Origin of the sequence: Massilia sp. 2TAF26, assembly GCF_052115005.1 — a bacterium.
GTDB lineage: Bacteria > Pseudomonadota > Gammaproteobacteria > Burkholderiales > Burkholderiaceae_D > Telluria.
Window position 1 is genome coordinate 66,070 of the sequence record NZ_JBFRFV010000002.1, and the last position, 24,848, is coordinate 90,917.

At 65.6% G+C, this 24,848-nt stretch carries 19 protein-coding genes and 1 tRNA gene; 9 read left to right on the forward strand and 11 right to left on the reverse strand.

The genetic code is table 11. From position 1 onward, the window contains the following. Positions 1 to 87: 87 nt before the first annotated feature. The 3 genes from modC to modA are packed head-to-tail and all read right to left on the reverse strand — an operon-like array spanning position 88 to position 2,597. Positions 88 to 1,173: a molybdenum ABC transporter ATP-binding protein gene (gene modC / locus AB4Z32_RS02395; protein WP_441934004.1), complete on the reverse strand. Its 1,086-nt coding sequence runs from the start codon at positions 1,171 to 1,173 to the stop codon at positions 88 to 90. Continuing rightward, entirely contained in the window at positions 1,170 to 1,847 is a 678-nt protein-coding gene (gene modB / locus AB4Z32_RS02400; RefSeq protein ID WP_441934006.1) for a molybdate ABC transporter permease subunit, read from the reverse strand. The genes modC and modB overlap by 4 nt, the downstream gene beginning before the upstream one ends. 6 nt (positions 1,848 to 1,853) lie before the next feature. Next, the gene (modA, locus tag AB4Z32_RS02405; RefSeq protein WP_441934008.1) at positions 1,854 to 2,597 is read right to left on the reverse strand and encodes a molybdate ABC transporter substrate-binding protein; all 744 of its coding nucleotides are present in this window, start codon (positions 2,595 to 2,597) and stop codon (positions 1,854 to 1,856) included. Positions 2,598 to 2,688: 91 nt separating this feature from the next. On the opposite strand from modA, the gene AB4Z32_RS02410 reads away from it, so the two are divergent. Further along, positions 2,689 to 3,492: a TOBE domain-containing protein gene (locus AB4Z32_RS02410; RefSeq protein ID WP_441934010.1), complete on the forward strand. Its 804-nt coding sequence runs from the start codon at positions 2,689 to 2,691 to the stop codon at positions 3,490 to 3,492. Positions 3,493 to 3,554: 62 nt separating this feature from the next. Further along, entirely contained in the window at positions 3,555 to 4,886 is a 1,332-nt protein-coding gene (locus AB4Z32_RS02415; RefSeq protein WP_441934012.1) for a hemolysin family protein, read from the forward strand. 14 nt (positions 4,887 to 4,900) lie between these two features. Here the strand turns inward: AB4Z32_RS02415 and metE are convergent, their stop codons facing one another. Next, positions 4,901 to 7,192 (reverse strand): 5-methyltetrahydropteroyltriglutamate--homocysteine S-methyltransferase, encoded by a 2,292-nt coding sequence (gene metE, locus AB4Z32_RS02420; RefSeq protein ID WP_441934014.1) that lies wholly within the window; start codon positions 7,190 to 7,192, stop codon positions 4,901 to 4,903. Between the two features lie 96 nt (positions 7,193 to 7,288). On the opposite strand from metE, the gene AB4Z32_RS02425 reads away from it, so the two are divergent. Both AB4Z32_RS02425 and AB4Z32_RS02430 read left to right on the forward strand, forming a co-directional pair. Beyond that, positions 7,289 to 8,176, forward strand: a complete 888-nt coding sequence (locus AB4Z32_RS02425) for a LysR family transcriptional regulator (protein WP_441934016.1) — start codon at positions 7,289 to 7,291, stop codon at positions 8,174 to 8,176. A 57-nt stretch (positions 8,177 to 8,233) separates the two neighbouring features. After that, complete coding sequence (locus tag AB4Z32_RS02430; protein WP_441934017.1) at positions 8,234 to 8,488, forward strand: hypothetical protein; 255 nt, start codon at positions 8,234 to 8,236, stop codon at positions 8,486 to 8,488. Here AB4Z32_RS02430 and AB4Z32_RS02435 read toward each other — a convergent pair. Next, positions 8,478 to 8,879 carry a hypothetical protein gene (locus AB4Z32_RS02435; protein ID WP_441934019.1) on the reverse strand — a complete coding sequence of 134 codons (402 nt, stop codon included), beginning with the start codon at positions 8,877 to 8,879 and terminating at the stop codon, positions 8,478 to 8,480. The two genes, AB4Z32_RS02430 and AB4Z32_RS02435, sit on opposite strands and share 11 nt — an antisense overlap. A gap of 125 nt (positions 8,880 to 9,004) precedes the next feature. Between AB4Z32_RS02435 and AB4Z32_RS02440 the strand changes: the two genes are divergently transcribed. Continuing rightward, positions 9,005 to 9,075, forward strand: a tRNA-Cys gene (locus tag AB4Z32_RS02440). Between the two features lie 123 nt (positions 9,076 to 9,198). Here AB4Z32_RS02440 and AB4Z32_RS02445 read toward each other — a convergent pair. Further along, complete coding sequence (locus AB4Z32_RS02445; protein ID WP_441934021.1) at positions 9,199 to 10,215, reverse strand: acyltransferase family protein; 1,017 nt, start codon at positions 10,213 to 10,215, stop codon at positions 9,199 to 9,201. Between the two features lie 479 nt (positions 10,216 to 10,694). Here AB4Z32_RS02445 and AB4Z32_RS02450 point away from each other — a divergent pair, with 479 nt between their 5' ends. Continuing rightward, complete coding sequence (locus tag AB4Z32_RS02450; RefSeq protein ID WP_441934023.1) at positions 10,695 to 11,870, forward strand: hypothetical protein; 1,176 nt, start codon at positions 10,695 to 10,697, stop codon at positions 11,868 to 11,870. A 178-nt stretch (positions 11,871 to 12,048) separates the two neighbouring features. Here AB4Z32_RS02450 and AB4Z32_RS02455 read toward each other — a convergent pair whose 3' ends face one another. Together AB4Z32_RS02455 and pdxR are read right to left on the reverse strand one after the other, a co-directional pair. After that, positions 12,049 to 14,298 carry a TonB-dependent receptor gene (locus tag AB4Z32_RS02455; protein WP_441934025.1) on the reverse strand — a complete coding sequence of 750 codons (2,250 nt, stop codon included), beginning with the start codon at positions 14,296 to 14,298 and terminating at the stop codon, positions 12,049 to 12,051. A gap of 96 nt (positions 14,299 to 14,394) precedes the next feature. Beyond that, positions 14,395 to 15,867, reverse strand: coding sequence for a MocR-like pyridoxine biosynthesis transcription factor PdxR (gene pdxR, locus AB4Z32_RS02460; protein WP_441934026.1), 1,473 nt, complete (start codon positions 15,865 to 15,867; stop codon positions 14,395 to 14,397). Between the two features lie 166 nt (positions 15,868 to 16,033). On the opposite strand from pdxR, the gene AB4Z32_RS02465 reads away from it, so the two are divergent. The 3 genes from AB4Z32_RS02465 to AB4Z32_RS02475 are packed head-to-tail and all read left to right on the forward strand — an operon-like array spanning position 16,034 to position 18,709. Beyond that, positions 16,034 to 16,618 carry a tetratricopeptide repeat protein gene (locus tag AB4Z32_RS02465; protein WP_441934028.1) on the forward strand — a complete coding sequence of 195 codons (585 nt, stop codon included), beginning with the start codon at positions 16,034 to 16,036 and terminating at the stop codon, positions 16,616 to 16,618. A gap of 19 nt (positions 16,619 to 16,637) precedes the next feature. After that, positions 16,638 to 18,074 (forward strand): amino acid permease, encoded by a 1,437-nt coding sequence (locus AB4Z32_RS02470; RefSeq protein ID WP_441934030.1) that lies wholly within the window; start codon positions 16,638 to 16,640, stop codon positions 18,072 to 18,074. Continuing rightward, the gene (locus tag AB4Z32_RS02475; RefSeq protein ID WP_441934031.1) at positions 18,062 to 18,709 is read left to right on the forward strand and encodes a dihydrofolate reductase family protein; all 648 of its coding nucleotides are present in this window, start codon (positions 18,062 to 18,064) and stop codon (positions 18,707 to 18,709) included. The genes AB4Z32_RS02470 and AB4Z32_RS02475 overlap by 13 nt, the downstream gene beginning before the upstream one ends. Before the next feature lie 25 nt (positions 18,710 to 18,734). Here AB4Z32_RS02475 and AB4Z32_RS02480 read toward each other — a convergent pair whose 3' ends face one another. The 3 genes from AB4Z32_RS02480 to AB4Z32_RS02490 are packed head-to-tail and all read right to left on the reverse strand — an operon-like array spanning position 18,735 to position 24,729. Further along, positions 18,735 to 19,994 carry a metal-dependent hydrolase gene (locus AB4Z32_RS02480; RefSeq protein ID WP_441934033.1) on the reverse strand — a complete coding sequence of 420 codons (1,260 nt, stop codon included), beginning with the start codon at positions 19,992 to 19,994 and terminating at the stop codon, positions 18,735 to 18,737. A gap of 34 nt (positions 19,995 to 20,028) precedes the next feature. Continuing rightward, on the reverse strand, positions 20,029 to 20,649 hold the full coding sequence (locus AB4Z32_RS02485) for a 4'-phosphopantetheinyl transferase family protein (RefSeq protein ID WP_441934035.1): 621 nt from the start codon (positions 20,647 to 20,649) through the stop codon (positions 20,029 to 20,031). Between the two features lie 54 nt (positions 20,650 to 20,703). Further along, positions 20,704 to 24,729: a Pls/PosA family non-ribosomal peptide synthetase gene (locus AB4Z32_RS02490; RefSeq protein ID WP_441934037.1), complete on the reverse strand. Its 4,026-nt coding sequence runs from the start codon at positions 24,727 to 24,729 to the stop codon at positions 20,704 to 20,706. Between the last annotated feature and the right edge of the window lie 119 nt (positions 24,730 to 24,848).

Genomic DNA, 24,848 nt, shown 5'->3' on the forward strand with positions numbered 1-24,848 from the left:
TTGCTCCTGATTACCTTAGCGCGGCGGAAGAGGAAGTTGGTAAACTGTAACTATTGCTTACAACAAATTAAATTTTCGTTATGCAAACTAGCGCAGCAGTGCCACCCCCTTGATCTGTACCCACAGTTCGCGTCCCGCGCCGATGCCCAGCTCGCGCCGCGAACGCTCGGTGATGCGCGCCAGCAGCGGCGTCTCGCCCATGCGCAGCTGCACCAGCACGTGGCCCGGCGTATCGGTGGCCGCGGTCGCCGTCACCACGGCGGGCAGCAGGTTGACGATGCTGGAGTCGAGCGGGCGCGACAGCGCCAGGCTGACGTCGCGCGCATGGATGCGGCAGCGCAGGCGGCTGCCGATCGCTTCATGGCGCCGGCCGACGCGCAGCACGCCGCCGGCGAAGGCCAGGCGCGACAGGGCATCGTCCTCGTGGCCTTCGAGGATGGTGTCGAGCACCACGCCGGCGTCGTCCACGAAGGCGGGCGGCAGGTCGGCGCGCGCCAGGGTCTCGGTCAGCGGGCCGCTGGCGACCACGCGGCCGGCGTCCAGCAGCACCAGATGGTCGGCCAGGCGCGCCACCTCGTCCGGCGCGTGGCTGACGTAGACGATCGGCACCGACAGCTCGTCGTGCAGGCGCTCCAGATAGGGCAGGATCTCCTGCTTGCGGCGCAGGTCGAGGGCGGCGAGCGGCTCGTCCATCAGCAGCAGGCGCGGGGAGGCCAGCAGGGCGCGCGCGATCGCCACCCGCTGGCGCTCTCCGCCGGACAGCCGGTCCGGCCGGCGCTCGAGCAGGTGGTCGATGCTGAGCAGGGCGGCCACCGCTTCCGGCTCGAAGCGGCGCGCGGCCGGCGGCACCCGCTTGCGGCCGAACTCCAGGTTGGCGCGCACGCTCAGGTGGGCGAACAGGCTGGCTTCCTGGAACACGACGCCGAGGGCGCGCTTGTGCACCGGGACGAAGATGCCGGCCGCCTCGTCCTGCCAGACCTCGCCACCGACCGCCACATAGCCGCCCGGCGCGCGCTCCAGGCCGGCGATGGCGCGCAGGCAGGTGGTCTTGCCGGAGCCCGAGGGGCCGAACAGGGCCGTGATGCCCTGGCCCGGCAGGTGCAGGTCGACGTCCAGCGCGAACGCGTCGCGCTGCAGGTGCAGGCGTACGCGAATTCCAGCATCTTCCATCATCGGCGTCCCTTCAGCGATTGCGGATTGAAGGTGTACAGGGCCAGCAGCACCGCGAAGCTGAACACCAGCATGGCCGCCGACAGCCAGTGCGCCTGCGCGTATTCGAGCGCTTCGACGTGGTCGTAGATCTGCACCGAGACGACGCGCGTGCGGTCGGGGATGTTCCCGCCGATCATGAGCACGACGCCGAACTCGCCCACCGTGTGCGCGAAGCCCAGCACCGCCGCGGTCAGGAAGCCGGGACGCGCCAGCGGCACCGCCACGCTCCAGAAGGCATCCCAGGGACTGGCGCGCAGGGTCGCCGCCACTTCGAGCGGGCGCTCGCCGATCGCCTCGAAGGCGTTCTGCAGCGGCTGCACGACGAAGGGCATCGAATACAGAACCGAAGCCAGCACCAGTCCCGTGAAGGTGAATGGCAGCAGCCCCAGGCCGAGGGTGCTGGTGAGCTTGCCCAGGAAGCCGTTCGGCCCCATCACGACCAGCAGGTAGAAGCCGATCACCGTGGGCGGCAGCACCAGCGGCAGCGCCACCACCGCCGCCACCGCGTTCTTCAGGCGCGAGCGGGTGCGCGCCAGCCACCAGGCGACGGGCGTGCCGAGCACCAGCAGCAGCAGGGTGACGACGGTGGCGAGCTTCAGGGTCAGCCAGATGGCGGCGAGGTCGGCGGCGTCCATCCAGGTTCAGATTTCGTAGCCGTAGGCGCGGATGATGCCCTTTGCCTTGTCGGATTTGAGGTAGTCGCTGAGGGCCCTGGCGGCCGGATTGGCGGCGCCCTTGAGCAGGATGACGGCGTCCTGGCGGATCGGGCTGTGCATGGACTCGGGGACGATCCAGCCGGAGCCGGACGTGAACCTGCCGTCGCGCGACACCTGGGACAGGGCGACGAAGCCGAGTTCCGCATTGCCGGTGCTGACGAACTGGTGGGCCTGGGCGATGTTCTCGCCCTGGACGATCTTCGGCTGCAGGTGCTGGTGGAGCTTCAGCCTGGTGAGGGTCTCGACCGCGGCGGCGCCGTAGGGCGCGGCCTTCGGATTGGCGATCGACAGGTGGGCGAAGTGCCCGTCCTGCAGCACCTTGCCCTGGCTGTCGACATAGCCTTCCTTTGCCGACCACAGCACCAGCTTGCCGGTGGCGTAGGTGAAGCGGGTGCCGGGCACGGCCTGCTTTTCGGCCTCGAGTCTGGCCGGGGTCTCGTCGTCGGCCGCCAGCAGGACTTCGAACGGCGCGCCGTTCGTGATCTGCGCATAGAACTTGCCGGTGGCGCCGAAGGCGAGCACGGCCTTGTGTCCGGTGTCCTGGGCGAAGGCGTCGGCGATCTTCTGCATGGGCGCGGTGAAATTCGAGGCGACCGCCACCTGCACCTCGCCGGCATGGGCGCCGGCGGTCGTCAATATCGTGGCCAGCAGGCCGGCAAGTCGTTTCATGGATGATGGCTCCGAAGCGTTATATTTGTGAGTATATAGCGTTATTTTCATCTTGGCATCTGTTATCGTGGCGCCTGGATCGGGGGAAGAGATGGACAAGGAATTTGCATTGCAGGGCATGGTGTGGATGACGGTGGGTGGCGAGAACTTCGGCGGCCCCGGGCGGGTCGACCTGCTGGCCAAGGTGGCCGAGACCGGCTCGATCAGCCAGGCCGCCAGGGCCATCAGGATGAGCTACAAGGCCGCCTGGGACGCCATCGATGCGATGAACAACCTGGCCGGCGAAGCCCTGGTCGAACGCCAGACCGGCGGCAAGGGCGGCGGCGGCACCCGCCTGACCGCGCGCGGCGAGCAGCTGGTGAAGAACTTCCGCCGGCTCGAACAAGTGCACCGCGATTTTGTCGAACAACTCAACCGCCAGGCGGCCGGCGTGGCCGACGACCTGAACCTGATCAGCAGACTGAATATGAAGACCAGCGCACGCAACCAGTTCTTCGGCACCGTCACCGGCGTCAAGCCGGGCGCCGTCAACGACGAGATCGAACTCGACATCGCCGGCGGCCACAAGCTGGTCGCCATCGTCACCCGCGAAAGCACCGAGACCCTCGGCCTGCAGCCGGGCCGCCAGGCCTTCGCCCTCATCAAGTCGTCCTCGGTGATCCTGGTGACGCAAGCGGATGGCGCGCGCTTCTCGGCGCGCAACCGCCTGCAGGGGACGATCTCGCGCCTGACGCCGGGCGCGGTGAATACCGAGGTGGTGCTGGACCTGCCGGGTGGCGGCACGGTGGCGGCGGTGATCACCAACGAGAGCGCGGAGTCGCTGGCGCTGGCGGAAGGGGCGGCGGCGATGGCGATGTTCAAGGCCTCGAGCGTCATCGTCGGCGTGACGGGATAGCCGCCGGGTTGGCTTCGCATCCCGGGTATATGCTAAAGTGATAACAAAGTCCCGGGTGTCCCATGAACTTGTTCGAACATTTGGCCCTACTGGCCGTATTGGTGCTTGCCGCCGGCTTCCTGTCCCTGACGGAGATCTCGCTGGCCGGCGCACGCAAAATCAAACTCAAGCTGCTGGCCGAGGCAGGCGACGAGCGCGCCCACAAGGTCATATCGCTGCAGGCGCAATCGGCCGATTTCTTCGCGGCCTCGCAGATCGGCCTGAATGCGATCGCCATCCTCGGCGGTATCCTCGGCGAAGGGGCCCTGCGGCCATTCTTCTTCGACTGGCTGTCGGTGGTGTATGCGGGGCCGGGGCGCGAGAACCTGGCTTTCGCCCTGTCCTTCGTGTTCGTCACGACCCTGTTCGTGCTGTTCGCCGACCTGATGCCCAAGCGCCTGGCGATGATCGCGCCGGAGAGCACGGCGATGGCCGTGATCCGGCCGGTCCTGTTCATCATCCGCTTCTTCAAGCCCTTCTCCTGGGCGCTGAACAAGGTGGCGAACATGCTGTTCCGGGTCTTCGGCATCGACACCACGCGCGAAGACCGCATCACCTTCGACGAGATCTCGGCGGTGGTGGAAGCCGGCGCCCAGGCCGGCGTGCTGCAGAAGCAGGAGCAGCACTTCATCGAGAACGTCTTCGAACTGGAGTCGCGGGCGGTGACGTCCACCATGACGACCCGCGAGAACGTGGTGTTCTTCAACCTGAGCGAGCCGGAAGACAGCATCCGCCAGAAGATCGCGACCCATGCGCTGTCCAAGTTCCCGGTCTGCGACGGCGTGATCGACCGCGTGATCGGCTATGTCGACACGCGCGACATCCTGGTGGGCCTGCTGCACAAGCGCTCCGGCTTCCAGCTGAACGAATCGAGCATCCGCACGGTGCTGATGATTCCCGACAGCCTGACCCTGTCCGAACTGCTGGACCGCTTCCGCGCCACCAAGGAGACCTTCGCGGTGGTGATCAACGAATACGCGCTGGTGGTCGGCGTGATCACCCTCAGCGACATCATGGTGACGGTGATGGGCAAGTGGGGCAGCCCGATGGAAGCCGACCAGCAGGCCCTGCGGCGCGAAGACGGCTCCTGGCTGATCGACGGCAGCACCCCGGTGGCGGACATGAAGCGCGTGCTCGAGCTCGATTCCCTGCCCGAGGAAGAGCACTACGAAACCGCGGCCGGCTTCATGATGTACATGCTGCGCAAGGTGCCCAAGCCCACCGACAGCGTGGAGTACGAGGGCATGCGCTTCGAGGTGCTGGACGTCGACCATTACCGCATCGACCAGCTGCTGGTGAAGCGGGTCGGGCGCGGCGAGGCTTCCCCGGCCTTTGCCGCCTCCAGCAGCGATTGAGCTGAGCAGGCCTTTCAAGCCGCGGCGCGCAGCTCCCTGGCCGCGGCCACCATATTGCTCAGCGCCGGGATCACCTCGGCCCACTGGCGCGTCTTCAGGCCGCAATCCGGATTGACCCACAGCCGCTCGGCCGGAATGCGCTCGGCCGCCTTCTTCATCAGCTGCACGATGTGTTCGGTAGTCGGGATGTTGGGCGAGTGGATGTCGTAGACGCCCGGACCGATCTCGTTCGGATAGCGGAAGTCGTCGAAGGCGTCCAGCAGCTCCATGCTGGAACGCGAGGTCTCGATGGTGATCACGTCGGCATCCATGCCGGCGATCGCGGCGATGATGTCGTTGAACTCCGAATAGCACATATGGGTGTGGATCTGGGTGCTGTCCCGCACGCCGTTGGCGGCGATGCGGAAGGACTCGATCGCCCAGTCCAGGTAGTCCCGCCATTGCGCGCGGCGCAGCGGCAGGCCTTCGCGCAGGGCCGCCTCGTCGATCTGGATCACGCGCACGCCGGCCCGTTCCAGGTCCAGCACTTCCGCGCGGATCGCCAGCGCCAGCTGCCGGCAGGACTCGGCGCGCGGCTGGTCGTCGCGCACGAAGGACCAGTTCAGGATGGTCACCGGGCCGGTCAGCATGCCCTTCATCGGCTTGTCCGTCAACGACTGGGCGTAGGCGATCCAGTCGACCGTCATCGCCCGCGGACGCTTGATGTCGCCGAACAGGATGGGCGGCTTGACGCAGCGCGAGCCATAGGACTGGACCCAGCCGTACTGGCTGAAGGCATAGCCCTCGAGCTGCTCGCCGAAGTATTCGACCATGTCGTTGCGCTCGGCCTCGCCGTGCACCAGCACGTCCAGTCCGAGGGCTTCCTGTTCGCGCACGCTGCGTGCGATCTCGGCGCGCATCGCCGCCCGGTAGCCGGCGTCGTCCAGCAGGCCGGCCTTGTGATTGCTGCGCGCCTGGCGGATTTCAAGCGTCTGCGGGAAGGAGCCGATGGTGGTGGTCGGGTAGGCCGGCAGGCGGAGCAGGGCGGCTTGCAGCGCGGCCCGTTCGGCATAGGCGCTGTCGCGGCAGCCGAGGGCGGGATCGACCGCCTTGACCGCGGCCCGCACCACCGGGTCGTGCACGCGCGGCGAGGCGCGGCGCGCGGCCAGGGCGGCGGCGTTGTCCGCGAGCGCCTCCTTCACCGAGTCGCGGCCGCCGCGCAGGGCCTGGGCCAGCACCCGCAGTTCGTCCAGCTTCTGCAGGGCGAAGGCGAGCCAGGACTTGATCTCCGCATCGAGCTTCTGTTCGCTGCCCAGGTCCACCGGCACGTGCAGCAGCGAGCAGGAAGGCGCGATCCACAGGCGCTCGCCCAGGCCGGCCGCGATCGGCTCCAGCCAGTCCAGCACCGCGTTCAGGTCGGTCTTCCAGATATTCCGGCCGTCGATCACGCCCAGCGACAGCACCTTGTGGTTGGGCAGGAGATTCAGCAGCGGACGGACGTCCTCGCGGCCGCGGATGGCGTCGACGTGCAGCCCGGCCACCGGCAGGTTGGCGGCCAGATAGAGGTTTTCCTGCAGCTGGCCGAAGTAGGTCGCCAGCAGCAGCTTGACCGGGCAGGCCTTGAGGTGGTGGTAGGTGCTGTTGACGGCGTGCTGCCAGTCGGCGTCGAGCTCCGTCACCAGGATCGGTTCGTCCACCTGCACCCATGTCACGCCCTGTTCGGCGAGGACGCACAGCAGTTGCGCGTAGACGTTCAGCAGGGCGGGCAGCAGGGCCAGCTTGTCGGCGCCATCCTTCGCCTTGCCCAGCGCCAGGTAGCTGACCGGGCCGAGGATCACCGGCTTGGCTTTCACGCCCTGGGACCTGGCTTCGGCCAGCTGGGCGAGCAGGCGCGAGGCGTCGAGCCTGAATTCGGTCCCGGCCGAGAACTCCGGCACGATGTAGTGGTAGTTGGTGTCGAACCACTTGGTCATCTCGCCGGCCGCGACCCCACCGCAGCAGCCCGGATGCTCTTCGGCCGATTGCGCCGAGCGGCCGCGCGCCACGCGGAAGTAGTTGTCGAGCGCGTCGCCGTGGAAGCCCTGCACGCGCTCGGGCAGGTTGCCGAGGGTGAAGCTCATGTCGAGCACCTGGTCGTAGAAGGAGAAGTCGCCCACCGGCACGAGATCGAGGCCGGCCTGGTCCTGCCAGTGGCGTGCGCGCAGCCCGGCACCCAGCTGCTGGAGCGTCTCGCGCGAGGATTCGCCCTTCCAGTAAGCCTCCAGCGCGAATTTCAGTTCGCGTTTGACGCCGATGCGCGGGAATCCCAGGTTATGAATAGTGGTCATGCCAACTCCATGAATGATTTATTTCATTCATGTTATTGGCGCTTAGTCATGAAGTAAAATGGTCATTTTTCACGTATCCATCGATTTCATTCATATATGCTCGAGCGCGCCCATCTGGAAATCCTCCTCGAAGTGAAACGCCAGGGATCGGTCACGGCCGCCGCCGAGGTGCTGCACCTGACCCAGTCGGCGCTGAGCCACAGCATGCGCAAGCTGGAGCAGCATGCCGGCACCGAGATCTGGATCCGCGAAGGCCGCTCGCTGCGCCTGACCCAGGCCGGCGACTACCTGCTTGCGGTGGCCCAGCGCCTGCTGCCGCAGCTGGTGCTGGCGGAGCAGCAGCTGGCCCAGTTCGCGCAGGGGGAGCGCGGCACGCTGCGCATCGGCATGGAGTGCCATCCCTGCTACCAGTGGCTGCTGAAAGTGGTGACGCCCTATCTGGAGGCGTGGCCGCTGGTCGACGTCGACGTCAAGCAGAAGTTCCAGTTCGGCGGCATCGCAGCCTTGCTGGGCTACGAGATCGACCTGGTCGTCACGCCCGATCCGGTGCTGCGTCCCGGCCTGCGCTTCGAGCCGGTGTTCGGCTACGAGCAGGTGCTGGTGGTACACCAACACCATCCCTGGGCCGGCCAGGAAGAGGTGAGGCCGGAGCAGCTGATCGAGGAAACCCTGATCACCTATCCGGTGCCGATCGACCGCCTCGACGTCTACACCATGTTCCTGCTGCCGGCCAACTGCAGGCCGCGCCGGCACAAGACCATCGAGACCACCGACATCATGCTGCAGATGGTGGCCAGCGGCCGCGGGGTGACGGCGCTGCCGAAATGGCTGGTGACGGATTACGCGCCGCAGCTGCGCCTGCATACCTTGCGGCTCGGGCCGACGGGGATCCAGAAGCACATCCACCTCGGCGCGCGCGAGGCGGACTGGGATACCGACTACCTGCACGCCTTCGTGGCGCTGGCGCGGCAGACCGGGCAGTAGCCGGCGGATTGCTCTATAATCGCCGGTTGCCCACCGCCGCTTGCCGGCCGAACGATCATGAGTCAAGAGATCAAGAACATCAAAGAAGCCGGCGCACTGGTGCTGCGCGCCTGGCGCCAGGCCTCGCCGTTTTTCCTCAGCATCGAGCTGCTGCTGATGCTGCTGCTGTCCTTCGTCAGCGTCGCCGGCGTCTGGCTCGCCGTCATCGGCGACCTGCGCTGCCTGCTGGCCTTCGGTGCGGCGGGCGCCTACCTGACCGCGCGCCCGCTGCTGCACGTGAAGCGCGTGCTGGCCTGGCCCTTCATGCGCTGAGCGGCGCGTCCACCAGCAGTGCCGGATCGAGGGCGCGGATGCGCGGCTCGACGTAATAGCCGCCGGCTTCCACGTACTTCAGGCAGCATCGCCCGCACACGCTGCACTGGAACACGCCGCAGCGGTTGTAGGGATAGTGGCGCCAGGCGATCGGCGCCTCCGCCGACCAGTAGTTCGTCTTGTGCGGATGGTATTCGTCGTAGCTCGCTTCGGCGTAGGGATCCTCGACCAGCGTGCCAAGGGCGCGCACCTGCTGCTCCGGGAAGGCTGCCGGAATGCGCGTCCATTCGCGGAAGGAGTCGATGGCGCAAGTACAGTCCTGCGTGACGGCTGCCGATGCCGTCGCCAGCTGCGTCAGTTCCTCGAAACTTAATCGTTTATCTGTATTCATGGTGGTCCTGAAGTCGGGCCAGCCAGTATGCCATTGCGCGCCGCCGTCTGCCGGCGGCGGCCTTGGGCGCTCGACTCTTGAGCCATCGCACAGCGCGCGTCTGGCAGGGGCGTAGGATTCTCTTCGGCGAGGTAGCAAAGAGGTTATGCAGCGGCTTGCAACGCCGCCCAGACAGGTTCGATTCCTGTCCTCGCCTGAACCGATTCATGACAAAGCCCACTCGCAAGTGGGCTTTTTCTATTTCGTTGCAAACGTCGGCAAACGCAACAGCCAGCGTCATGTTGCCAGCCGCCGGGCGTCGCGAGACCTTGGCTGAACACTAGATTTCAGCCCGAATGTTGCTGGATTCCGGATCAATCACCACACCTGGTTTCGCGCCCCATCGTTTATTTAGGTACAAGCGCGCCGGGTGCTCGATCAGGTGGAAAGCTGCCCACCCGGCGGTCGAAGCCAGTATGAGGCCCAGAACTGGCGACATGCCATGGTGGCGGTAGAGTTGATAGAAGGGCTGCTGCCATAGATACAGCGAGAACGAACAGGTCCCGAGCCTGCGCAGCCATCCAAACTCGAAGATCGAACGATACCAGCCGGGGGCACCGGCCATGCCATTGATCGCCACGGCAAACGCAATGGGACCGGCAATCAGCCGTAGGCCTGGCGGGACTGACCACCAGTAGGCTGCGCCGCCGATCATCAGCGCTATTGGTGAAACCCAAGGGCGGCTCAAGCGCACGCCACCCTCGGTCATACTCAAGAAAATGAATCCAGCCGCAAAAATACCCAGCGACGCTACCTCGGTATGGGAATGGTAGCCGCTTACCTTCGCAGAAGGCACGAGTGTGTAGACCGCGATTGCAGCGATGATCACCGCCAGGATCAGGCCGATTGCGGACCTGCCACGACCTTCATGCGTACGGCACCACAATGCGGCGAGCGAAAGAATGACATATGAATGTTCTTCGACACTCAGCGACCAGATATGCCCAAGAGGCATTACCCATCGGTCGACCACAAAATAGTTATTCGTGAACGTAAGGGCGGACAAAAATTCCGTAGCCGAAATCGGTTGACCGGTAACGACCCATACGCCAAGGATGACTGCAAGATAAACGGCCACTGATGGGAAAACCCGTGCGACGCGCCGCCGATAAAATGTTCCGAAGCCTACTTCCTTGACGAACAGAACATTCGCCATCAACAAGCCTGAGAGGACGAAAAACAGGCCCACCCCGACGGTGCCCAGATTTATTCCTGGAATCGCGAAAAAATGTCCTATGAGCAAGCAACTGATTGCTGCGCCGCGCCAACCATCGAGATAAGGAATGTTTTTTTCCATTATTATGTCCGTTTACTCATGGTTATAATAATTGCAAATATTGATGGGTGAAAGTTGTTTTTTGCCTCAAGATCTTGCTTGATTCTTCACGCAGCCAAACTTCGGTCGCGAGCAACATGCCGTCACTGCCCGGCGACATGCCGACATAGGGTGCTAGGAGTTCTTGCTGGGTGGGGAACCGGAGGGGTGTAGTGCGCAGAGTTGAGGCGCTTCTAATAGCGGGGTTAGAACAACTGCGTCAATATGGACGGTAATAACTTGCCGGTTTACAAGAATTTATCTTGTAAATACGGTTTTCCGAAAGCACAGCGCTTCAATCAAGTCTATTGTTAAATTTTCAGACAGGAAAGAGCAGGAAATTAACGCTTGTTGTAAAAAGTGTTTTCGATACTTGTTAAGTTTTCGGTAAGTAACTTGGTCGCTGATATTATCAATCGGTAATCCAAAGAAAAACTTACAGTCGAGAACACGGACTTGCCATGCGCTTACTAAACATCGAGAAAACAAATCAGCTGAATGATCGGACCCGGATAACCGGACAGGTTCAATACGACGACGGCTTTATCGAAGACTATTGGTTTGAGCTGCCCGGTGCATATGAGCCAAGCACATCTGGCAATCCCTGGCTGTCGATTCTCCTGCCAATAGCGGCAACCCTTGGCGAAAGCCTGCATATTCCTTTTCCTGTCGACCCTGAGCTGATGCGCGGAGCCGAAAGTATTTTGCGGCTATGGGCCTACTGGCGGAAGGACGTCCACGTGGTAGATATAGTCTCGGGACCGCCCGAGGTTCATGCATTCGCACATGAGCGCGGAGCTGCCTCCTTTTTCTCAGCCGGAGTCGACTCGACATTCACGGTTTTACGACGCCCCGATGTGAAGAACTGGATCACGGTTCAGGGTTTCGACATGCCTATTTCTAAGAATGATGAGTTTGAGGAGCATTGCGCACGGCTTGGAAAGATGGCCGAGCACTACGGGGCAAGCTTTATCCCGGTGAGGACCAACATCCGGGAAACGCGATGGCGCAAGGCCCATTGGGAAGCTATTTCGCACGGTCCGGCACTCGCGGCAGTGGCTCTCATGTTCGAAAACCATTTTCATGAGACCCTGATACCGGCTTCCTATGACTACGGTAGTCTGGACCCATGGGGATCCCACCCCTTGTCGGACCCGCTTTTTTCGACCGTTCACACTAAAATTGTCCACGAGGGAACAGCCTATACCCGAACGGAAAAGATCGAATACCTGACCAAGGACCTGAATGCCCTCCGCGAGCTCCACGTTTGCTATCGCGGCGCGGACTCGAAAGGGCAAGACCATAAAAATTGTTGCCGTTGCGAGAAGTGCTATCGCACGATGATTGCGCTCGAACTGTTCGGCAAACTAGATGAGGCATCGTTGTTCGAGAGAGAAAAATTCGAGATCAAGCGAATTGCAAAGATCTTTATCGGCCACAGGTTGGACGAGAAATTTTTTGAAAACCTCTACCAAACCTCGGTGGAGAAGGGCAGGAATGACATCGCCGAGCAGATTGCGATCGCAATTCGCCGTTCGAAATACATAAAACGACTCGGTGCCGCGAGCAAGCTGCCTTTGCTATGGCGGCCGGCGCAAGCCTTCACCAAACACCTGTTGCGCGATTCCCCACGATAATCGGCGCGGCCATACGCTCCAGCCACTTCGCGCGAAAACTTGAGCACGGCAAAGCAGTTCGCGACCCTAGTCCACACCGCGCCAAGCCACCCGATTCCGCCCCCATGCTTGGCCCGGTACAACTGCACATCAGCCGCCTCGAACAGCTCGGCCGCCATTTCCGGCCGCTGTACCTTTCTCAGAAGCGGTAGTCGACGCGCAGGTCGGCGGTACGCGGCTCGCCCGGCAGCGCCATGCCGAAGCTGTTCACGGTGGTCGGACGCACTTCATTCTCGAGGTTGCGCACGCGCGCCTGCACGGTCCAGCTGGCGCCCAGCGGTTCCCAGGCCAGGCGCAGGTCGGACTCGGTGTGGCCCGGCACCCAGTACTTCAGGGCCTGGGTCGGCACCGTCAGCAGGGCGCGGCTGCTGGCGCGCGTGTGGACGCCGGCCACCAGCGCGCCGCCGGGCAGGCCAAAGCGGTGCTCCCAGCCGAGCGACAGGGTGCGGGTGGGCGTGCGGTCCAGCTTCACGCCGGCCCAGGAATGCACGCCGTCAGGCGAGTAGCTGATGTAATGGGCGTCGGTGAAGGTCAGCGCATAGTCGAAGCGGTCGGCCGCGGTGGGGCGCAGCTGGCCTTCGGCTTCGAGGCCGTTGACCACGGCCTGGCCGGCATTGCTGGTCACGTAGACCGGTGAGCCGTTGTGGAAGGCCACCGCCGACAGCTGCAGGTTGCGGTAGTCGTAATGGAAGGCCGCCAGGTTCAGGCTGGCGCGATTGCCCCAGAAGCGGGTCTTGGCGCCGGCTTCCCAGGAGCGGACAGTCTCCGGTGCGTAAGTCAGGTCCGCGGCCGGCACCTGGCTCAGCGCATTGCAGCGCACGCCGAGCTTTTCATCACCGGCCGCGCAGCCGTCGTTGAAGCCGCCGGCCTTGAAGCCGGTGGCGGCGGTCCCGTACAGCATGCTGCCCGGTGCAAGATCAAGCTCGGCACCCAGGCGCCAGGTGGTCTTGTGGATCGACAGCTCGCCGTGGTCGAGGGCGCGCAGGTCGGTGGCCGGATTGAAGGCGCGCGCCTGCTGGTAGCCGATGGTGCCGACCCGCGACTTATTGTCCATGTTGTAGCGGGCGCCGGCGGTCAGGCGCAGGCTGTCGGTCACCGGGTAGGTGGCCTGGCCGAACACGGCGCGGCTGCGCGACACCGACGGGATGATGTCCCAGACGTAGTAGGGCGTCAGGCCGATCGGCTCCATGTCGCGGTAGACGTAGTGGTTGCTGGCGTCTTCGCGGAACCAGTACAGGCCGCCCTGGGCGTTCAGGCGGCCGCCCGACTTGGTGGCGAAGCGCAGCTCGTGCGAGTCCTGGTTGTAGTCGCCGTTGAAGTCATGGCGCAGGCCGATCGCGAAGGTCGGCACCACCCGGTAGTAATAGTTGTACAGGTAGTTGTTCGAAAAATCGCGGTGCGAGCCCAGCCAGGTGGCGTTGAACCCGCCCAGGTCCCAGTTCAGCTCCGCCGACAGCGCCGAAGTGGTCTTGTGCGTGTAGCCCTGTTCGGGGCGCATGTTCGGCGCGATGAAGGCGTTCGTCAGACGCTGCGCGGCGGGAGCGTCGAACCAGACCGGCGCGCCCTGCGCGGCACCGCGGTAGAAATTCGTGTCGGGCAGGCTGTCGTCGTTGCTGGCGTCGTTCTGCGTGTGCTCGTAGCGCAGCAGCAGCGAGCCGTCCCTGCCCAGGCCCAGTCTGGCAGAGAGGCGGGCGGACCAGTCGTCGCGGTCCAGGCCAAGGTGGTAGGGCGTGCCCTGGGCATTGCGCAGGAAGGACTCGCGCTGATTGGCTGCGACCGCAGCGCGCAGCGCGAGCGTCTCGCTCACCGGCACGTTGACGGTGGCGCCCAGCTTGCGGCTGTCGTAGCTGCCGATTTCCGCATGCGCCTCGCCTTCGAACCAGGGCACCGGCGTCTTGCTGATCACGTGGACCACGCCGGCCGTGGTATTGCGGCCGTACAGCGTGCCTTGCGGACCACGCAGCACTTCGATGCGGTCGACGTCGAAGAAGGACACGGTCTGGCTCTGCGGACGCGCGATGTAGACGCCGTCGAGCATGAAGGCGGCCGAGGGATCGCCCTTTTCGGTATTGTCGGCACTCGAGACGCCGCGGATCGTGATGCGCAGGCCGTCGTTGCCGTATTGGAAATAAGTATTCGGCAGGCGGTCGCCGATCGCCATCGGATCGTCGAGGCCGAGCTTGGCGAGCTGCTCGCCGGTGAGCACGCTCATCGCCACCGGGGTCCTGGATTCGGGTGCGGCGCTGCGTTGCGCGGTGACGATCACTTCCTGGATGCCATCGCCGGCGGCGCCTGGCGTTACGGTCTGGGCGCCGGCGGCATGCCAGGCGATGCCGGCCAGTGCGGCGGCCAGCAGGCTGGGGTTCGGGCGAACCCGGTACGTCTTCATGAACTTTCCTGATGCTTGAAGGATAGCCGGAGAGTCTAGCAGTTAGTGCTTATGCGCAATAGTCTCGGGTTACCAGAACGCAACGGTTTGTGACTTCTACGCACCGGATTCAGGCGGGCGCCGACATGAAATTTTCGCAAGCCGCCTTGCCACATCGTCGATTTCCGTCGCCGGCACCTGGCTGTAGCCAAGCAGGAGGCCGGTCCACCCTGTCTTGCGCAAGCCGGTTTCATGCCGTGTCATGCAATGCGCGGTGATGCCGGCACCCCGTGCTGCGTCACTGATGCGGTCATCGCGCCAGTCTGGATCGGCAAACCGGAGCGCCAGGTGCATGCCCGTGCCGGCGCCATGGACCGCCGCCATATCGCCGAAATGCCGGCCCAGGGCTTCGAGCAGGGCATCGCGCCGCTCGCGGTACAGGCGCCGCATGCGGCGCAAGTGCTGTACGAACTGCCCGTCGTTCAGGAATGCCGCCAGGGCGCGCTGTTCAGGCACCCGCCCATGCATGGGCAGGCGGGCCAGGGCCGGACGCGCGGCTTCGGCCAGGCCGGCCGGCAGCACCATGAATCCGGTACGCATGGCCGGGAACATGGTCTTGCTGAAGGTGCCGAGATAAATCACCGGCGCTGATGGCGCGAGGCCTTGCATCGCGGGCAGCGCCGGGCCGTCGTGCCTGAACTCGCTGTCGTAATCGTCCTCGATGATCAGGGCGCCGGCACGGGCCGCGCTGTCCAATAGCGCAAGCCGGCGGCGCATGCCCAGCACCCCCCCGCTCGGATACTGGTGCGACGGGCTGGTATAGATCAGCCGCGGCGGGGTACGCCGCCAGTCTTCGTCGGCCGGCGCGATGCCCTCGCCGTCCACCGCGATGCCGACCGACCGCAGCTGGCCCCCGCGAAACGCCGACAGCGCGCCGAGGTAGCCCGGATTCTCGATCCAGGCAGTGTCGCCGGCATCGCTGAACAGCTGGACGCAGAGCTCCAGGCTGGCCTGCGTGCCATTGGTAACGACGACCTGTGCGGCGTCGCAGCGCACGCCGCGCGCAGCCTGCAGGTAGTCCGCGATCGCCTTGCGCAGGACCGGCAGGCCGGCAGGGTCGCAGTAATCGAACTCGAAGGGACCGGTTTCGCGCCAGGCACGGTCGAGTGCGCGGCGCCAGGCCGCCATGGGAAACGCGTCGAGCGCGGGCACGCCGAGCGCGAAGGCCCCGGTCAACACGCCGGGCGAGGCCATGCCGGTCAGCGCTTGCGCGCGGCGCGACAGGGCCGACGGCGGCCGCTCCGACCCGATCCCTGCGGGAGTGGAAACCGCCACCGGCGCCACCACCGTGCCGCCGCGGGATGTGAGCAGGAGTCCTTCCGCCATGAGTTGCTCATAGGCGTACAACACGGTGTTGCGGGCGATACCCAGCTCGCGCGCCAGGATCCGGGTGGACAGGAGGCGGTGGCCGGCCGCCAGGCGGCCATCCAGGATGGCCGCGCGCAGGCTGGCGTGGACCTTGCGCTGGCGCGGCCAGCCGTCAACATCGTGGTGGCGTTCGAAATCGGCGAGCAGGAGACCATAGTCCACAGGTAGTCCTATCAGATCGGCATCGGCTGGCCCTTTCTTGGTGCCAGTGTGCTGATTATAGTCAAGGCGCTAATTAATCTTTCATGGTCTGTCGAAATCCGTTTCTTCGTTCGTCGATAAGGAATCGAACCACTGCATCCGGTATGACCCATCACCCGACGACACAATGAAAACGCCGATTGCTGCAATATTTCTCGTGCTTGGCCTGCACTGCCCCGCGATCGCGGGTTTCGCCGAGGGCGCCGCGGCCTATCGCGAGCACGATGACGAATTGGCGCTGAAGGAAATCGCGCCGCTTGCCCGGGGCGGCAATGCAGACGCCCAGCATTTGCTCGGCCTGATGTACTTCATGGGCCGTGGGGTGCCGCGCAATTACAGGCAGGCCTTCGAATGGCACTACAAGGCGGCGCTGCAGGGCGTGCCCGACGCGGAGTACGTGATCGGCGCGATGTATTACACCGGCAATGCCGTCCCGCAGGACCAGAAGCTGGCATTGTCGTGGTTCCGCAAGGCCGCGCAGCTTGGCCAGCCGGATGCCCAGTATGCCCTCGGCCTGATGGTTCGGCACCACGTGGCCGACGTGCCGGAGGATGCGGTCACGGCCTACATGCTGTGGGATCTCGCTGCGGCAAGCGGCCACCGCAACGCCGGCGAGCAGCGCGACGACCTGGCGCGCCACATGACTGCACAGCAAATCGATGAGGCGCAAAGACGTTCACGCAACTGGCATCGCGGCATGGCTTTGCCATAAACCTTGAAAGAGAGCGCAAATGAGCTTATTCAGAACAAAGAATCTGGACCATTTAATGGCCAGCAGCCGCAAGCCGGGAGGCCTGAAGAAAGTCCTGGGGCCATTCGACCTGATACTGATGGGGATAGGCGCGGTGATCGGGACCGGCATTTTCGTCCTCACGGGAACGGGCGCCGTCACGGCCGGACCCGCCTTGACGCTCTCCTTCATCATCGCCGGCGTCTGTTGCGGACTGGCGGCCCTGTGCTATGCGGAGTTCGCCTCGACCGTTCCGGTGGCAGGGTCCATCTACACTTACAGCTATGTGACGATGGGCGAGCTGGTCGCCTGGATCATCGGCTGGGACCTGCTGCTCGAGTACGGCCTGGCGACCTCCGCGGTGGCGGTCGGCTGGTCCGGCTATTTCCAGTCCCTCATGACGAGCTTCGGCCTGTCCCTGCCGGAGTCGCTGCGCGGCGCGCCCGGGGCGGTGCCGGGGCAGCACACCTGGTTCAACCTGCCGGCCTTCTGCATCATGATGGTACTTACGGGGATGCTGTCGCTGGGCGTGCGGGAATCCGCGCGCGTGAACAACATCATGGTGATCATCAAACTGGGCGTGGTCCTGCTGTTCATCGGCGTCGGCGCCCGCCACGTCCATCCGTCGAACTGGCACCCCTTCATGCCGAACGGCGCCGGCGGCACGCTGAGCGCCGCCGCTCTCATGTTCTTCGCCTTCATTGGCTTCGATTCCGTCACCTCGGCCGCCGAGGAAGTGAAGCGTCCCGAGCGCGACTTGCCGATCGGCCTCATCGGAACGCTGGCGACGTGCACGATCATGTACATCATCGTGACCGCCATCATGACCGGCATCGTTCCCTACGCAAAGTTCCTCGGCATCGACCATCCGGTGTCGCTGGCGCTTCAATACGCTAACGAGACCTGGTTCGCGGCCTTCGTGGACGTCGGGGCCATCCTCGGCATGACGACCGTGATCCTGGTGATGGCCTACGGCCAGACACGCATCCTGTTCGCCATGTCGCGTGACGGCCTGCTGCCGCATAAGCTGTCCGAGATCCATCCGCGCTTCGGCACGCCTTTTTTCGCCACCTGGATCGTCGGGCTCATCTTCGGCTTGCTGAGCGCGGTCGTGCCGCTCGGCGTGCTCGGCGAACTGGTCAACATGGGCACGCTGGCGGCCTTCTGCCTGGTCTCGGTCGCCGTCATCGTGCTGCGCAAGAAGCGCCCCGACCTGCACCGCGCCTTCCGCTGCCCTGGAGTGCCCGTCGTGCCGGTGCTCGCGATCGTGTTCTGCGCCGTGCTGATGGCCTTCCTGAGCAGGACCACCTGGGCCGCCTTCCTGGCATGGCTGGCGCTCGGCCTGGTGGTGTACTTCGGCTATGCCCGGCAACGGTCCCTGCTGAACCTGCCCGACCATCAAGCGCAACATCAGGAGGAGAAGGAATGTCCGAACTAAAGGTAAAGTGTTTTTCCGTGTCGCTCGATGGCTTTGGCGCCGGCCCGAACCAGAGCCTGGAAAATCCCATGGGTGAAGGCGGGGGCGGATTGCACCAGTGGTTCCGCGGCACCCGTACTTTCCAGCGCATGACAGGAAACGAAGGCAAGGGCGTGGATGGTCCGGACGAGGATTTTGCAGCCCGCGGCCTCGACAATCTTGGCGCATGGATCCTGGGCAGGAATATGTTCGGTCCGATCCGCGGGCCATGGCAGGACGACGAGTGGAAAGGCTGGTGGGGCGACGAACCCCCGTATCGCGTCCCCGTCTTCGTGCTGACCCACCCTGCACGCGCGCCGCTGGCGAGGAAGGGCGGCACGACCTTCTATTTCGTTACCGACGGCATCGAGTCCGCCTATGCGCAAGCCCGCCGCGCCGCGAACGGCAAGGACGTGCGCCTGGGCGGCGGCGTGGCGACCGTACGCGAGTACCTCGAGGCCGGCCTGGTGGACGAGATGCACCTGGCGATTGCCCCGGTGTTGCTGGGATCCGGCGAATCCCTGTTTGGAGGCCTCGATCTTCGCAGCATGGGATTCCGCTGCACCGAGCACCTGCCGACGCCCTCGGCGACGCACGTCGTGCTGCGCAAGGACTGACGGCCGCGCCGGGCCGGGGTCCAGCTCAGTGGCCCCGCAGCAGGTCGGCGCGCGGATAAGCCCACCCCGGCACCCGGGCCGGGCAGGGCGCCTGCGCCAACCCGGCATACCCCATGGTCGAGAAATTCCGGCTACCCGGCTCACCCCAGCGCACATCGGTCGCCACCCAGTCGGCCAGCGAAGGCGCGCGCGCAAATCGCATCCAGGCATTCACATGGCAGTTGGTGGAAGCAAGCTTGCGCAGCGCCGCCACCGGCTGGCGGTCTTCGGCCTGCCAGGCAATCTGCGGCGGCGCGTCCTCGAGCGCGGGACCGGCGATGCGCACAGGGCAGTGCGACACCGGGCTCAAGCCGGGCGCGATGCTCAGCATGCCGCGCCGCAGGTGGACGGTGCCGGCGGCGTCGGTACCGGTGCGGGCCACGGTGACGAAGGACCAGCACAGCGGATTGGCCGGGTAGGCCGACAGCGCCGTGTCCAGCAGGCGCTCGCCGGCATCGATGCGTTTCAGTTCCGCGTCGACGATGGCGTGCGCCTGCTGCAGGGCCATCGCTTGCACGCCGACGAAGAGCAGGGCGGCCGCCAGTCCGGCGCCGAGCGCCATGCGTCCGCGTTCGGCGCGGGTCTCGCCGTGGTGTTCGTCGTTCCAGCGCTGGATCCAGGCCAGCAGCAGGCCCAGCGCCGCCAGGCCGGCCAGCGAACCCCATTGCAGGAAACCCAGCACGGCAGCCGCCAGCGGCACCAGGGCGATCACGGCCAGCCACAGCCGGCGCAGCGGACGGCTGCGGATCATCTCCGCCAGCGGCACGCCGAAAGCGATCCAGAACACCGGTTCGACGATGAAGACCAGGTCGCCGTAATACCAGTTCGGGTCGAAGGGCCAGAAGGGATGCACGCCGTAGACGTTCAGGCTGTCCATGCCGATGTGCAGCAGCAGCCCGATGCTTGATGCCAGCAGGGCGCCGAGCCGCGCCGTCGGACTCTCGCGCAGCAGGCGCCGCGCGGACGGCCACAGCAGCCAGACCAGGGCCAGCAGCAGAGCGGCCTCGGCGAGGGCGACCACGAGCGTGTGCGTGTGGCCGCGGTGGTGCAGCAGATAGCCGAGCGGCGGTCCGAGCAGGCCGGTCAGCACCAGGTCGAGGTCGGGGAAGTTGCTGGCCAGGCAGCCGATGGTGAGCAGCATGCGCGAGCGTACGCGGCGGTGTTCCACCTGAGGTTCGGCGGGCAGGCTGCGGTCGATCAGGGCGCCGATCCCGAGACCGACGACGGAGTGGGTGAGATTATCCATTCTGCAATCTTACCCGGAATACATTGGAAATGGCTTAGCCGGGCGGCACTACCAGCGCTCCCACATAGCCTTCGGGCAGGGCGAGTGCCAGGCAGCGGCTCGCACGCAATGGAGCATCGCCGTCCTCACTCCATTCGACCAGCTCGCGGCCCAGGTATTTCAGGCGCGCCTCGCGTTCGGTCCAGGCGCGCGCAAAGGCCAGCATGCGCTCGTCGGGCGGCAGTGGAATCAGCCTTTCCGCCACCTCAGGGCCGAGAAAATCGCGCGCCACCGCTTCCCAGTCGGGGAAGGCGGCGGCGTCAAAGACCTGGGTGACGTCGATGCCGACCGCGCCCCGCAGCGAGATCGCCGCCACCGACAGCGCGCCGTCATGGCTGATCGCCAGCCAGGCGCGGCGCAGGCCGGAGGGCGCATCCAGCACCGCATAGGGCGGCACCCCTGGTTCGGCGTGCAGGACGATGCGTTCAAGCGGCAGGCCGCTCAACTGCCCGAGCGCGGCGACGATGGCGTCGCGGATCGCCCGCCGGGCATGGTCGCGGTCGGCATCGCCCTGGATGCCGATGACGCCGACCTCATAATCTGCAACTAACCGACAAGGTCCGGCAGGCTCGGCGAAAAACCCCCGGCCGCCAGCAGAGCCCGGGGGAAGCAGCATCCATTGAACGGGAACTGCGGCGGCGTCCTCCATCGATATCCTCCTCGGGCCCGCTCAGCTTCGTTGTGGCGCGGCCGGCAGGCCGGACCAGGCGGTGGCATCCGGAATGTGCTCGCCCTTCATCACCAGGGTCAGCGGGCCGATGCGGGCGTTGTGGCCGACCCGGGCGCTGTACAGCACCGCGCTGCGCGGGCCCACGTACACCTTGCTGCCGATCTCGACCTGGTCGATCTTCATCACGCGGTCTTCGAACAAATGGGTCTGCGGGCAGGACAGGGCGTTCAGTTCGCTGTGGTCGCCGATCGTCACGCAATCGAATTCCGTGATGTCGGTGGTGTCCATGTAGACGCCCTTGCCGATCCGGCAGCCGAGCATGTTGAAAGCCAGCGGCAGCCAGGGTGTGCCGCGCAGGTAGCGCATGAAGTTGGGCACGGCAATGCCCTCGTACATATTGGTCACGCCCTCGGACAGCCAGACGAAGGGCGTCCACATCGGGTCGGCGCGCTTCTTGTAGCGGCCCAGCAGCAGCCATTTGAAGGCCAGCACGAACAGGTAGTTGCCGATGCCGTAGGCCAGTCCGATCAGGGCCAGGTACCAGATCACTTCGCCCCAGCGGCCGGCGCCGGCCAGCGGCATCAGGTCCAGCACCACCGTATAGCCTACCGCGATCACCACCGCGTGCGGCGCGACGATGCGGAAGGCTTCCACCAGAGTGCGGCCCAGGCGCCGCGCCATTGATGGGCGATAGGTCAGGTGTTCCGGATAGCCGCTGACCTGTTCGCGCGCCGGCAGGTGGATCGGCGGCGAGCCGAGCCAGGTGTCGCCGCCCGTCATGCGTTCATTGGCCGGGGCGTGGGTGTGCACGCCCACCAGCACCCCTTCCGGCAGCACGGTGCCGTCCGGGATGTAGCTGCCGTTGCCGACGAAGCTGCGGTTCGAGACCACGGTCGGTTCCATCGTCATCCAGCCGCCGTCGATCTGCTCGTCGCCCAGCATCACGGCGTCGGCGATGAAGGTCTCGTCGCCGAGGGTCAGCATGTCGGGCACCACGCCCAGCGCGGTCGAGATCTCGGCGTCGCGGCCCACCTTGGCGCCCAGCAGGCGGTACCAGAAGGGCGCGAACACGGTGGCGTAGATGCCGTGCAGGACGTTCAGGCTCGATTCCTGGATGTGGCTGACCAGCCACTTCTTGCAATAGGTGTTCGAGTGGACGGCCGAGCGGCCCGGCTGCATGCGCGGCAGGAAGCCCCAGCGGATCGCCGCCGACACCAGCATGGTCAGGAAGATCAGCACGGCGCTGGCCGGCAGCGCCAGCACGAAGTAGCGCACCAGCTGGCCGTGGATGGTGTTGGCCTGCATCCAGGCCAGGGTACCGCGTTCGTCGAACCAGTCGATCAGCACGAAGCTCGGGAAGACCGGCATGAAGAACAGGGTCGCCACCAGCAGGATGCCGAACACGAAGAACAGCGCTTCGCCGGCCAGCCGCAGGCGGGAAGCGCGCGGCCGCGGCGGCAGGATGGAGGGATCGAAGGCGCCCGCGTCGCGCGCCGGCGAGCCGGACCACACGCGGCCGTCCGGCACCATGGCGCCGTCGCTGAGGGCCGACTGGCCTTCCATGTGGCCGCGCCGGCCGACCCGGGTATTCCCTTCGAGGATGGCGTAGGACGAGACGCAGGCATCGTCGTCGAGCGTGATGTGGCCGAGGAGCAGGCGTCCGCGTTCGACGCGCGCGTTCTCGAAGTTGACGCCGTTGCCGATGCTGACGTTGTCGCCGAGGGTGAACAGGTCCGGCGAGCGCAATGTCATCGAGCCGATCACGACGTCCTTGCCGACCTTCGCGCCCAGCACCCGCAGCCACCAGGCGTACAGCGAGGAGCCGGCCAGCAGATAGGTGGGCGCGGCTTCGACCAGGCGGTCGGACAGCCACCAGCGGTAATAGGTCATGCCCCACAGCGGATAGCTGCCGGGCTTCAGGCGGCCGGCCACCAGCCATTTACCGGCGGCGGCGAACACGAATTCCATCAAGGTCGCCAGCAGGAACACGCCGATCGAGGCCGCGACCGCGCGCAGGGTCGAGTCGCCCGGGTCGCCGGTCATGAAGTGGTAGGTGAAGAAGGGCGCCAGCCACTGCGCCATGCGCAGGGTCACCAGCACCGGCACCGCCGCCAGCTGGGCCAGGCCGCAGGCCCAGCGCCGCGCTTCCGGCGGCGGGGTCCAGTCCTGCTCCATCTGGGCGGTGCCGGCGGCCTGGTCGAGGCCGGAGGCGATCGCACCGATCTGGCGTTGCTGGTAGATGTCGCGCACCGTCATGTGGGCGAAGCGCGGATCGCTGCGCATGGCCGTGGCCAGGCGCGCGGCGAAGAAGGAGTGGCCACCCAGGTCGCTGAAGAAATCGAGCTCGCGGCGGATCGGCTGGCCCGGGAACAGCTGGGCCAGGGCCGCGAACAAGGCTTCCTCGGCCGGGGTTTCGGCGATGTCCGATTCGGCGGCGTCGCTGGGCAGCGGCGCGCTCAGCGCCATCGCCTTCAGCGCCTTGCGGTCGATCTTGCCCGAGGTCAGGCGCGGCATCACGTTCAGGACTTCGAAGCGGCTCGGCACCATATACGGCGGCAGGCGGGCGGCCAGCGCCTTGCGCAAGGTGGAGGCGGCCAGCTGCTCGCCGGTGGCACCAAGGGCCGGCACCAGGTAGGCCACCAGGCGGTCGATGCCGTCGTCCTTGCGCAGCAGGACCGCGGTGGTGCCGATGCCGTCCTGCTGGGCCAGCACGGCTTCGATTTCGCCCAGCTCGACGCGGAAGCCGCGGATCTTGACCTGGTCGTCGGTGCGGCCCAGGCAGACCACTTCGCCGTCCGGCTCGATGCGCGCCAGGTCGCCGGTGCGGTACAGGCGGGTGTCGTCGGCGCTGGCGCTCCAGGGATTGGCCTGGAATTTTTCGGCGGTCAGGTCGGGGCGGCCCAGGTAGCCGGCGGAAAGCCCCGGGCCGATGATGCACAGCTCGCCGGTGTCGCCGCGCGGCAGGATCTGCAGCCCCTTTTCGGTATCCGTGGAGATTACCAGCAGCCCGTAATTGGGGAGCGGCTTGCCGATCGTGATCAGGCGTCCCGGATGGAGCGAAGCCAGGCTGGCCGAGACCGTGGCTTCGGTCGGGCCGTAAGTGTTGAACATCTGGCGGCCGGGCTTCGAAAAGCGTTCGACCACGGTTTCCGGGCACATCTCGCCGCCCAGGTTGATGATGCGCAGGCCAGGGACGTCCTCGGCAAACAGGGCCAGCAGGGTCGGCACCGCGTGCAGCACCGTGACGCCGTTTTCCTGCAGCAGGCGCGGCAAGGCTTCGGGATCGCCGGCCGTCTCCTTGGGTCCCAGCCACAGGGTGGCGCCAACCAGCCAGGAGATCCAGATCTCCTCGAAGGACATGTCGAAGGCGACCGAGAAGCCCTGGTAGACCGTGTCGTCGGCCCGCACGCCCAGCACTTCGTTTTCGCTGCGCAGGAAGTGGCAGATGCTGCGCTGGTCGATCAGGATGCCTTTCGGCTTGCCGGTCGACCCCGAGGTATAGATGACGTAGGCCGGGGCGCTGCCGCCGACCTTGCCGCGGCGTTTGAGCTCGTAGCCGGCGGGGGCGGGCGCCAGCAGGCTTTCCGCGGTGTGGATGGGGCGGTCGACCGTGGCCAGGCGCTCGCCCATGCGTTCGCTGCTCACCAGGGCCGGCGAACCGGCGTCTTCCATGCACACCAGCAGGCGTTCGACCGGGGTGTCTTCGTCGACCGGCAGCCAGGCGGCGCCGGCCTTGGCGATGGCGGCCTGCATCAGCAGCAGGTCGATTCCGCGCGGCATCCATAGGCCGACGATGTCGCCGGGCCCGATGCCGGCCTCGATCAGGCGCGAGGCGGCCAGGCTGGCCAGTTCGTCGAGTTCGCGGTAACTGAGCCGGCGGTCGCCGGCGATCAGGGCGGTCTGGCCGGGCGCGCGGCGGGCGCTGGCTTCCAGCAGGTCGGCGAGGATTTCGTCACGCAGCAGCTCGGGCTGGTGCGGACCGTACAGCACATCGGGATGCCGTGTCAGGGAGGAAATATCGTTCATCAACGGCGGCGGATGAGATCTATCGAAAAAAGCATGAGCGGGCACATGAGCGCAGAGTACCGTATTTTCGCTTCTCCCATGGTTAGCTGTCGAACTTTGCGGATTACAGAATGTTTCTC

Bases quoted from the DNA above. Each gene is read 5' to 3' on its own strand.
- AB4Z32_RS02450 (WP_441934023.1), top strand. From the start codon at position 10,695: ATGCGCTTACTAAACATCGAGAAAACAAATCAGCTGAATGATCGGACC.
- AB4Z32_RS02415 (WP_441934012.1), top strand. From the start codon at position 3,555: ATGAACTTGTTCGAACATTTGGCCCTACTGGCCGTATTGGTGCTTGCC.
- AB4Z32_RS02490 (WP_441934037.1), bottom strand. From the start codon at position 24,729: ATGAACGATATTTCCTCCCTGACACGGCATCCCGATGTGCTGTACGGT.
- modB (WP_441934006.1), bottom strand. From the start codon at position 1,847: ATGGACGCCGCCGACCTCGCCGCCATCTGGCTGACCCTGAAGCTCGCC.
- modA (WP_441934008.1), bottom strand. From the start codon at position 2,597: ATGAAACGACTTGCCGGCCTGCTGGCCACGATATTGACGACCGCCGGC.
- AB4Z32_RS02470 (WP_441934030.1), top strand. From the start codon at position 16,638: ATGAGCTTATTCAGAACAAAGAATCTGGACCATTTAATGGCCAGCAGC.
- AB4Z32_RS02425 (WP_441934016.1), top strand. From the start codon at position 7,289: ATGCTCGAGCGCGCCCATCTGGAAATCCTCCTCGAAGTGAAACGCCAG.
- AB4Z32_RS02475 (WP_441934031.1), top strand. From the start codon at position 18,062: ATGTCCGAACTAAAGGTAAAGTGTTTTTCCGTGTCGCTCGATGGCTTT.
- AB4Z32_RS02485 (WP_441934035.1), bottom strand. From the start codon at position 20,649: ATGCTGCTTCCCCCGGGCTCTGCTGGCGGCCGGGGGTTTTTCGCCGAG.
- AB4Z32_RS02430 (WP_441934017.1), top strand. From the start codon at position 8,234: ATGAGTCAAGAGATCAAGAACATCAAAGAAGCCGGCGCACTGGTGCTG.
- metE (WP_441934014.1), bottom strand. From the start codon at position 7,192: ATGACCACTATTCATAACCTGGGATTCCCGCGCATCGGCGTCAAACGC.
- AB4Z32_RS02410 (WP_441934010.1), top strand. From the start codon at position 2,689: ATGGACAAGGAATTTGCATTGCAGGGCATGGTGTGGATGACGGTGGGT.
- AB4Z32_RS02465 (WP_441934028.1), top strand. From the start codon at position 16,034: ATGAAAACGCCGATTGCTGCAATATTTCTCGTGCTTGGCCTGCACTGC.
- AB4Z32_RS02480 (WP_441934033.1), bottom strand. From the start codon at position 19,994: ATGGATAATCTCACCCACTCCGTCGTCGGTCTCGGGATCGGCGCCCTG.
- modC (WP_441934004.1), bottom strand. From the start codon at position 1,173: ATGATGGAAGATGCTGGAATTCGCGTACGCCTGCACCTGCAGCGCGAC.
- AB4Z32_RS02455 (WP_441934025.1), bottom strand. From the start codon at position 14,298: ATGAAGACGTACCGGGTTCGCCCGAACCCCAGCCTGCTGGCCGCCGCA.
- AB4Z32_RS02445 (WP_441934021.1), bottom strand. From the start codon at position 10,215: ATGGAAAAAAACATTCCTTATCTCGATGGTTGGCGCGGCGCAGCAATC.
- AB4Z32_RS02435 (WP_441934019.1), bottom strand. From the start codon at position 8,879: ATGAATACAGATAAACGATTAAGTTTCGAGGAACTGACGCAGCTGGCG.